The 10,195-nt window shown below is 35.2% G+C and carries 8 protein-coding genes, 1 tRNA gene and 1 pseudogene; 8 read left to right on the top strand and 2 right to left on the bottom strand.

Features of this window, described 5'->3' with window-relative positions; genetic code table 11:
* The 8 genes and pseudogenes from GNY06_RS15575 to GNY06_RS04740 all read left to right on the top strand — a co-directional run.
* Positions 1 to 114 (top strand): annotated as a pseudogene (locus tag GNY06_RS15575) (IS982 family transposase); the annotation flags it as partial.
* Between the two features lie 51 nt (positions 115 to 165).
* Entirely contained in the window at positions 166 to 2,895 is a 2,730-nt protein-coding gene (locus GNY06_RS04770; RefSeq protein ID WP_166519035.1) for a TonB-dependent receptor, read from the top strand.
* A gap of 93 nt (positions 2,896 to 2,988) precedes the next feature.
* Positions 2,989 to 3,450 (top strand): hypothetical protein, encoded by a 462-nt coding sequence (locus GNY06_RS04765; RefSeq protein WP_166519034.1) that lies wholly within the window; start codon positions 2,989 to 2,991, stop codon positions 3,448 to 3,450.
* 100 nt (positions 3,451 to 3,550) lie between these two features.
* Positions 3,551 to 4,246 (top strand): MotA/TolQ/ExbB proton channel family protein, encoded by a 696-nt coding sequence (locus GNY06_RS04760; protein ID WP_166519033.1) that lies wholly within the window; start codon positions 3,551 to 3,553, stop codon positions 4,244 to 4,246.
* 7 nt (positions 4,247 to 4,253) lie between these two features.
* On the top strand, positions 4,254 to 4,655 hold the full coding sequence (locus GNY06_RS04755) for an ExbD/TolR family protein (protein ID WP_166519032.1): 402 nt from the start codon (positions 4,254 to 4,256) through the stop codon (positions 4,653 to 4,655).
* Positions 4,656 to 4,663: 8 nt separating this feature from the next.
* A complete protein-coding gene (locus GNY06_RS04750) occupies positions 4,664 to 5,536 on the top strand; it encodes a ferric siderophore ABC transporter substrate-binding protein (RefSeq protein ID WP_166519031.1) in 873 nt (290 codons plus the stop codon).
* A gap of 15 nt (positions 5,537 to 5,551) precedes the next feature.
* Positions 5,552 to 6,796, top strand: a complete 1,245-nt coding sequence (locus GNY06_RS04745) for a bifunctional folylpolyglutamate synthase/dihydrofolate synthase (protein WP_166519030.1) — start codon at positions 5,552 to 5,554, stop codon at positions 6,794 to 6,796.
* A gap of 45 nt (positions 6,797 to 6,841) precedes the next feature.
* Positions 6,842 to 6,916: transfer RNA gene (locus GNY06_RS04740), tRNA-Val, on the top strand.
* Positions 6,917 to 7,314: 398 nt separating this feature from the next.
* On the opposite strand, the gene GNY06_RS04735 is transcribed toward GNY06_RS04740, so the two are convergent.
* A complete protein-coding gene (locus GNY06_RS04735) occupies positions 7,315 to 8,085 on the bottom strand; it encodes a class I SAM-dependent methyltransferase (RefSeq protein ID WP_166519029.1) in 771 nt (256 codons plus the stop codon).
* A 543-nt stretch (positions 8,086 to 8,628) separates the two neighbouring features.
* Positions 8,629 to 9,855, bottom strand: coding sequence for a lanthionine synthetase LanC family protein (locus GNY06_RS04730; protein WP_166519028.1), 1,227 nt, complete (start codon positions 9,853 to 9,855; stop codon positions 8,629 to 8,631).
* Positions 9,856 to 10,195 lie beyond the last annotated feature (340 nt).

The following is a 10,195-nucleotide window of genomic DNA, read 5'->3' as shown; positions in this document are numbered from 1 at the left end:
TTTGATGGCTTTAAGAACAGAATATTATCTAAGATAATGGCAATGACTGTTATACAATGCATTAATAAACTAAACAATAGAAATATTAACAACTTAAAAACTCGTATTGCTTAAATCCACCACGGGTCATATTAACTAAATGACACCCCTAATAGAAAACACAATATGAAAAAGATTTCAATTTTTTTTTCACTTCTAATCACACTTAGCTCTCTTGCCCAAACAACAATTACCGGGAAAGTTTCCGACCTGCAAGGAAATAGCTTAGCAAATGCTAGTGTAACCGTAGAAATTCCTAACAACTCTGTTATAATAGCTTATAACATTACAGATGCTAAAGGCTATTATAAAATAGTTTTCAATAGCTCCCTTCAAAAAATTAACCTAAGAGTGAAAGCTTTTAATAAAAAAACGCAGATTAAAATAGTGGATAACAGAGATCAGACCATCAATTTCAACATGGTTTCGGATATTACCGAAATCAAAGAAGTGGTACTAAAAACAAAACTCATTACCCGTAAAGGCGATACGATTAGTTATGATCTTAAATCTTTTACTCATAAAAACGATCGTGTATTGGCAGATGCACTAAAAAAAATCCCAGGTATTGATGTCAACAAAGATGGTACAATATTATACCAGGGCGAACCTATTAATAAATTTTATATTAACGGAAAAGATTTAATGGAGGGTGGCTATGGCCTCATTAATAACTCTCTACCCATACAGGCCATAGGTAAGGTAGAAGTCATGGAAAACCATCAACCGGTAAAAATTCTTCAGGATAAAATTCCAAGCGATCAGGCAGCTATCAATATCAAACTCAAAAAATCAATTACGATGACAGGCCGTGGGGAACTGGGATTGGGAGCTTCTCCACTGCTCTGGAATGTAAAATTATCCCCTATGCTCTTTACCGATAAAGTACAATGGGTATTGAGTTATAAAACAAACAACCAAGCTGAATCTATTGAGAGTGAATCGAATATTTTATCATTTGGCAGCCGTCACGAGGGGGTAAGAAGGCAAGTATCTCAAAAAAACTGGCTAAATATAGACCAAGCCTCATCTCCGAATATCTCACAGAAAAGATACCTCTTAAACAGCGTGCACTTCCTCTCTGGGAGTTTGCTAACCCAACTAAAAAATAAAGATTGGGAATTTAAAGCCCATAGTAATTATACCAACAACACCATTGAGCAGGATAGCTATAATGAAACTCAATATGCTCAACAGTTTAATCATGGTGCCCAAATAAGCCACTCTATTAAAAATAATTTTTATACAGACAAAGCAAAAGCTGAGCTTATTTTTACAAAAAATACTAAGAAAACTTTTTTTAAAAATACTACCTCTCTCACTCAATTTTGGAATTCAGATCGCGGTTTTATAGATAGGAGTATTACTAATTATAATTCCTCTATTCAAACCACGGCTAAGGAAAGCTTAGCTTCTCCCACGACGAGTTTTCAAAATTCATTAAGCAGCATTGTCCCTTGGGGGCACAAATTGATCAACATTAGATCTTTTATTAACCATCAGAACGATGAACAAACATTAAGGGTTGATCCTATTCGCTTTACAGACCAACAGTCTTTTGATTCGTTAGGACATCCCGTATACCAATCTATATTTCCTTATAGTCCTTCTGCCAAAATTGCCGAACAATATGTAAAGATTAAAAATTTTGAAACTCAAAATACTGCTAATCTCAGTTTTTCGGAAAAAAAATGGACTTTTACTCCAGAAATTAGTTTATCCTATATTCGCGATCAATTGCTTACAACCCTCTATGGAAAGGGACCTAAAGGTATTGAGACTTATGGGAATCAATATAACAATACTATAACATTTAACCATACTACCCCCTCATTATCCACACTTATCAATTATAAAGGAGATCAACTTAACTTGTACCTCAACCTCGGCGTACGTTTTAATCATATTAAGACGATGGATCAGCCAGGAAATAGTATTATAAATCTTCAGAAGAGCACTTTTGAGCCTAGTTTATATGCGCAATACGAGTTTGCTTCTTTTTGGAAAGCTTCTATAAATGGAAATATACAATACACTTTCGGAAATATAGGTGACGTCTATACAGGTTTTATTTTGCAAACCCCCTCCAACCTTGCTACCACATCAGCTAATGGGGTTTTAGCTGAAAATAGAGTAAACCATTCAAATGCACGAATAGCATATAGAAACCCCCTAAACAATCTATTTTTCAACCTCCGAGCAAGCATCTCCAAAACTCAAAAAAACCTTATGTCCAACACTTCCTACAACGGTGGAAATATTACACTCGCCTATGTAGTAAAGGATAATGATCTCAACACCAATTCACAACAAATGGAGGTCGGCAAGTACTTCCCAAAGTTCAAAACCAATGCATCCGTTAGCTATTCTACCCGTTATCAAAAATCGATTAGCCTTAATAATGATCAGATACAGAGATCGAGAAATCATAACCAGAATTGGCGTTTTAAATTCAATACTACCTATTTTAACTGGATGAGCCTAGATTACAACTTTAGTTATGAATGGGGAAAAAATATTTATACTTATAAAGGGAGTAACGATGCGATCGCCTCAGGCAACTGGTCTCACCAGCTGAGTGTTATTCTCTATCCTGTAAAAAATCATTCTTTAGCGATGGATTGGGAGCAGACAAATTTTTCTCAAGGCAATCAATATCTCCACAATCCATTTTATGATCTAACCTATCAATATGTATGGACAAAGAAAAAAATAGACTTCGAACTGAAATGGCTAAATATTGCGAATACAAAGATATACCAACAAATCGGCAATACTTCTGTGGGGACCCTATACAAAAGAATGTATATTCGTCCCACTCAAGTGATGTTCAGCCTAAAATTTAATTTTAAATAAATTGAAGAAGGGGATCTTGTATGAAAAAAAATGTTTTTTATCTTTGTCCTAAATACCGATTATTAACTTATTAAAAAGCATTCCATCCATCCTATGAAAGGGATTTTAAAAGTCTACCATCCGGAAGAGACACTTAAATACAACATTAAGAGCAGCTATTGTAAAGCGGTGTATAGTAATAAACAAAATTTTCTGGAAGTAGAAATTATCACAGATGACGACTTAGATCATGTAGAGGATGACTCTTTGCAGTATAACTTTCCTCAAATTGCCTTAAGTATCTCAGATTTTCCAATTAACACAGAGCAGCTTGCAGGACAGATATTCAATGTAAATGATTCTGATGAAGAATCGTATTGCAGTGTTAATCTATATGACGATGAGGATGCCCTGATCTACCAGAACGAGCTAAAATTCTCAGAGAATGCTCAGAATGAACTTCAGCTGGTATGGCAAGGACACATCGACGACTTTTACACCCATTCGGAAAATTCAATTCCTTTTAAATTAAAATGCCATTTTAAACAAGAGGAACCGAATGAAGAGGAGGAATAATGAAAAGAAAGCATAAACAATTAAAAACATGTATTCTTAAGTACACTCAACGACAATATCTTAGCACAATCTGCGTTTTAAAATTTAAATAATTTCATTAATGGCATTTTCAGAAATATCAACTATATTGTTAGCAACACCTATTGCTAAGGCATCGACTCAGGAATTTTCCTTTTGGGAAATTATGTTCCACGGCAACCTGTTTGCAAATGTGGTAATGATAACCGTTCTATTCTTAGGTGCTCTCTCTCTCTACCTTTTCTTAGAGAGACTATTCTTTATCCGAAGAATGTCTAAAAAAGCGGATCCTAATACGATGCGTAATATTGAAGATTTTCTTAGAGAGGGGAAGATAGAAACCGCTTTAGAATATTGTGCATCCCAAAATTCACCAGAAGCCAGAATTTTGCAAAAGGGCCTTTCCCGTATTGGGCGCCCTGTATCAGATATCGTCAATGCCATGGAAAGTCAGGGACAAGCCGAAGTAGCCCATATGGAAAATAGGCTCAACTTGTTAGCTGCAGTTCCCAGTATTGCCCCAATGTTAGGGCTCTTGGGCACTGTAATCGGTATGATTCTAGCATTCTTTAACCTTTCGAACGCTAGTGAATCTTTTTCACCTAAAACGCTTTCAGAAGGAATTTATACGGCTTTAGGACAAACGGCTACAGGATTAGCCGTGGCGATCCCTGCTAATTTCTTTTATAATCTGCTACTCACGAAAATTGATCGATTTATCCTGAAAATTCAAAATGTTTCCAATGAATTTTTAGATATCATCAATAAACCTTTGTAAACATACCATGAGAATTTCAAGAAGGAATAAAGCCAATCCCGAATTTAGTTTAGCAGCCATGACGGATGTCATTCTGCTTCTTCTTATCTTTTTCATGATTACCTCCTCTGCTGCAAACCAAAATGCAATAGATGTTAAATTACCAAAAGGTGAAAATAACGCTATCGATACCCCTAATCCGATTGCCGTTAGCATTAAACCTGATGGATCGTATTACATAGACGAAAAACCCGTAGAGGCCGTTGAGTTGGAAAATTTTATTGTTACCCGATTACAAAATGCGCCTCACCCCTCTTTTACGATAAGAGCCGATAAAAATTGTCTACATAAAGATGTTGTTTTCGTAATGGAAATTGCCGAAAAACATAAATATAATATCGCTATCGCCACTACGACACAGTCTGAATAAATATAAGGATGAGTTATTTTTCAGTAAATAAAAAAGGAGAGAAAAGAGACAAGCTAAAAAGCGCGGCTATAACGATTATTGTTTGGACCGCACTATTGCTTTTTATCTCCGTATACTCGGTTAAGATCTACCATCCTCAACAAACAGATGCTGTAAATACCATGCTTATCAACTTTGGTGATGAACATAACGGAAACGGAGAAGAAGAACCTAAAGAACAAGAAGGGAGTTTAGCCGCATCAGAACCTACACCTGTAGAAGAGGTAGCTCCTGTGAAAGAATCAACAAAACCTGAACCAACCCCTGTTGTTGAAGAGAAGATCATTACAGGTAAAAGCGAAAAACACTTCACCTCTAAAACTGAAAAAGCCGATAAAAAATTAACCCCCAAGGCTTCTGCGAAAGCTATTACCTCCCCTCAAAAAAAAGCTATCTCTAAGTCTAATGCAGGAGAATCCCACTCTAAAAATAAAGAAGCTAAAGGTGATGGCCGGGGAACCTCTGCTATCGGCAATTTATTGAAAGGACGCGGTAGCAAAACCGGCACACAAGGAGTAGGAGGAAAAGCTGGTAACGCTGGGGATCCCTTAGGTGGAGATGGCAATGGAGACAGCAAAATAGGAGTGGATAGAAAACTTATTGCCTATATACCCGGTACGATGGGCCGGGGAGGCGCCCAGCCTTCTCATTCCTGCTCTGCTTCAGGATCGATTGCCCTCTCCTATACCGTGGATAAGGCGGGCAATGTGATCTCTGTACGCCGTATAGGAGGTCTTTCGGATCCCTGCGTGGTTGGGGTATCTTCCCGCTGGATTAAGCAATACGTTAAGGCTGAAAAGGCCAATTTTTCCTCTACAGGGACCTATCGTATTTCTTTCTAAAAACCTATAACCACTATGACAAAACAGGATCACCAAAAAGCACTAGAGTGGCTTTTTACACAAATACCGAATTATCAAAATGATGGAATAAAAGCATATAAGCCAGGATTGGAAAATATTCACCAACTCTGCGCCTATTTTAACCATCCGCAGCAGCAGTTAAAAATGATCCATATCGCTGGTACCAACGGAAAGGGATCTACGAGTAATATGCTCGCCTCTGTGCTCCAGGAAGAAGGCTATAACATCGGGTTATACACCTCTCCTCATCTTATTCATTTCACCGAAAGAATAAAAGTAAACGGTAAAAATGCGGATGCTGAATTTGTTTTTGATTTTATACAGAAATTAAGAAAAATACCACAGGATATACAAGCTTCTTTTTTTGAGTTTACTACGGTGATGGCTTTTGAATACTTCCGCCTCAAAAAGGTGGATTTTGCAATTATAGAAGTGGGTTTAGGGGGACGTCTCGACGCCACCAATATTATCTCACCTATTCTTACCGCTATTACCAATATCTCTTTAGATCATACTCAAACTTTAGGCAACAGCCTGGAAGAAATCACCCGAGAAAAGGCGGGTATTATTAAAGCTGGTGTTCCAATTGTATCAGGAGATAAAAATCCGATCGTAAAAGATATTATTCAACATACAGCGGATCGTGTTAGGGCTAAATTTGTAGATGCAAGCCTGTTCGGCGCTGAATTAAAATCGGACCTCAAGGGAATTTATCAAAAGAATAATATCAAAGTGGTACAAGCTTTAACTGAGGAATTACGCCTGCAAAACATCTCTGTATCTGAGGAATCTCTGACCAATGGTTTATTAAAAGTCCATCAGAACACTTATTTCATGGGCCGTTGGTTTGAATATACTCAAATCCCCCTGACCATCTGCGATACGGGGCATAACCAAGCAGGACTGGAATATGTATTTGAGCAACTCAACAGCTATCACCAACACAAACATATTGTTCTAGGCTTTGTAAACGATAAAAATATAGACGAAGTCATCCCCCTACTCCCCAAAAATGAGGATTTTTATTTTGTAAAACCTTCTACGCCGAGAGGTCGTCATCCTAGAGAATATGAGAATATTCTACAACAAGAAAATTTAAAATACAAGATATTCAACAATGTACAGGAAGGGTATCTCCTCGCAAAAGAAAATTGCCTGCCTGGAGAAATGATTTTTATCGGAGGAAGCAACTTTGTAGTGGGAGATTTTTTAGAAAAAAATTTGGTGATTAATGAATAAATCGTATATTTGCACCACTCAAAATGGAGATAACATCTCCACTAAGGGCGATTAGCTCAGTTGGTTCAGAGCATCTGGTTTACACCCAGAGGGTCGGGGGTTCGAATCCCTCAGGACCCACAACTATTAAATTAGAATAGTATAAATGCTGTAATATATATTACAGCATTTATCGTTTTATACCAATTCAAAAAGGTTAAAAAAACAACCATCTAAAAGCATCTATTGAATACGAAAAACGTACTGAAGCTTCAGAAAAAACCTTTTTAAAAGACTATTAGGGACGTAAACCTCTTGTAAACGAAGCTTTATAAGTTTAATTTTAAACCTTAAAAAGCCTAGCAAGTGAACAAAACATTTAATTTACTTCTTATGTAAAAAAAAGCCAAATCCACTTCTTCGGCAGAAGTTCATGTTAACATTCCTGATAAAAATGCTCTATAAAGACTTTAAAAACAATAAGAAAATAAGTCCTGGCATAGAGTTCAGGTCTATTCCTATTTTATTGATTTAAAGTCTTATTTTATAAATTCTAACGCGTATACCATCGGAAGCTTCCCTTCCATTCCTTTTACCTGATATTTCCCCTCTTCAAATTCAACCAGATTATTAAAACATTCGTATGGAGAATAATCATATTCATTAAACCGCTTTAATGTAAGCCCCGCTTTTATCAGTGCAGAAATGATTTCTGAGATACTATGGTTCCAGCTGAAGGATTTCAGCATCACTTTGGAGGTTTTATCGGTATAGGTATGTTCCGGTTCTTCGGCAATTAGTTCTTTATTAAAATAAGAATATTTAAAATCATCATCGAACATCCATAATACAGGATGAAAATCTACAATAACAAATCTTCCTCCTTCCACAATCCGATCTGCGATCAGCTTTCCCCACTGCTCAAGATCAGGCAACCATCCGCAAATTCCATAAGAGGCAAAAACAAGATCAAATTTATCGGTAATATACTGGTCCATTTCCAGTACATTACAGCAAACAAACGAAGCCTGTATATGCATTTCTTTTGATATTAAGCGTGCTTTCTCAATTGCATTTTCAGAAAAATCAAGACCTGTAACATTTGCCCCCATTCTTGCAAGTGATAATGTATCCTGACCAAAATGGCACTGAAGATGCAGTATAGTCTTTGCATTTACATCTCCTAAAATCTCAAGTTCAAAAGATTTCAAAGCATTCCGCCCTTTTTTAAAAGATTCCATATCATAAAAATCTGAATCTACATGAATATCTGTTCTTTTATCCCATAAGGCTTTGTTGGACTTAAACATATCGCTGATTTTTCCATGATTTTTTTATTAGTTATAATGTACTTTTTATTTATATAACACATCTGTTATTAATTGACTAAACATTTATTTTTTCATCATCATATAATACCGTAAGTTGTCCTTATTGCTTCTGCTCATTTCGACTCACCCAAAGTTTTTATATTGATTAATTATTTGTCGTAGTTATAGAATCTTATTTCCTACTGCTCGAACTTTACTTCTCCATTTTTTGCATCATCCAGGTAAAGCATTTGATCCGACCTGTTTTTCCATAAAATACTCATCACCAAAAGTTGCTGCTTTATTATCAAAATCCGCATATCCACTAGACAGAGCACCAGATAAACAACAATAAGTTCTGTAATGTGAATACGAAGCCCTGAACAACATCGGACCTTTAAAAAAGTTTATTTTTGATTATAAAGTAAAAATGATATTTTATTGTTTTTTATTAAAGAGATCTAATGTACTCCGTTATTTTTTCAAAAGGAAACAATGGAGTTGCCCATTTACAATTTTCCATATTATAAAGTTTAGACTCGTTTAGAGCAAGAAAAACTTCTCCCATATTGGTTCTTCTCTTTCTTTATTTGATTCTATTAAAGAAAGTAGCCCCATTACAATCCCAACCTCACCGTCTAATAGAGAGAAAGGATTTGACTTAACAGAGGTAGATAATTCTTTGAGGGGAAAATTACTTACTGTATATTGAAACCAATAGTTTGCTATCTCTTTATAAGTATTTTCTTTGGTTTTCCTAAAAAAGTATGTATTAAGAGCGATAAGACCTGAGGATCCATGACAAAAATAAGGAGAATCTACCTTCGCTTGCTCAGGATTATTTCTGGGTACAGTATTTTTAAGAATCTCTTTTGCCATATCCGAATATTGGTTGCTTTTGAATATATCACCCAATTTAAAATACATCAAGACATAGTTAAGTTCACCATAACACCATGCTAAACGAGAATTATAACCTGAATACATGGGATCCTCTATAGATTTTTCAGTTTCTTGCTCTACAATGCTTACGGGGAAATATGTATTAAAACTGTTGTTTTCGGAAAGAGGATTTTTTTTGTATACTATCATGTATTTTTCTATCTCTTTAATAAGTTTAAACACATGAGCAGATTTATATTTTCTATATAACTCCAAAAATATTAGCATATGCCCTGATAAACCATGTGAAAGGCTGAAATCAAATGTATTATTTGGATTCCCCAAAAAATGATTAGCTATTCTAATTCCTTTTTCATCCATAATAGCCATGTCTTCATATTTCGCGATAAGAGCATCAATGTAATGCTGAATTTTATGGGAGCCTAATTTGTACTTATTGGAAAAATAATGAACTATACCCATAGCCCCATGAAGATAATCTGGATTATTATTGTCTAATAATATAAGTGCATTTTTAAATAAAAATTCATCTAAAGATGCTAAATCTTCATCCATGGCAAAATCTACAATTTTCCTTGAAGAAAATTCATTCAATACCTCACATATGCCTGCGAATCCACTACAATAAGAAACAGAGTTTTGTAGTGTATAAGCCTCCTTATTGATGGACTCCAAAATGAACTCTATAATTTCTATGGAAAATAGTATATAATGATTATCATTAGTTTTTATACCCGCTGACAAATTAACTGTTGCAAGACCGGCAACTCCGTTCATAAAAGAGATATCGGTAAATTTAGAGAAACCTCTTTTATAGAGATCATTAATATAATCAAGAATTTCAAAAGTATATTCCTTAATATCCATAGCCTTTATTTATAAAATATTTTATAGTATTTATTCTCAGGAAAGGCTATAGCTTAAGCAGGAACAGCATTTCCCCATCAAAAAGTATAAAAACTGAAATCGATCATCTGATTAGCTCTTGTTAGACAATTTACAACAGAGAAAAACCTAAACAAAGACCTCAAGGAAAATTACAAAAGAGTTTTGGAATTTTTCGAAAATATCAAAAATTAATTTATTATACTGATGTAAACTCCCCCATAAATAGTACGACTATAATTTAGACAAAAAGTTTAAATTTAGGATTATATATTATGAAAAAGAAACAATTCAGTGCGAATCAGATTTCCAGTATTTTGAA

The organism is Elizabethkingia argenteiflava, from assembly GCF_009904105.1.
GTDB classification, from domain to species: Bacteria; Bacteroidota; Bacteroidia; order Flavobacteriales; family Weeksellaceae; genus Elizabethkingia; species Elizabethkingia argenteiflava.
Note: the sequence above shows the minus strand (reverse complement) of the source record. Positions and strands in the feature narration are given on the sequence as shown.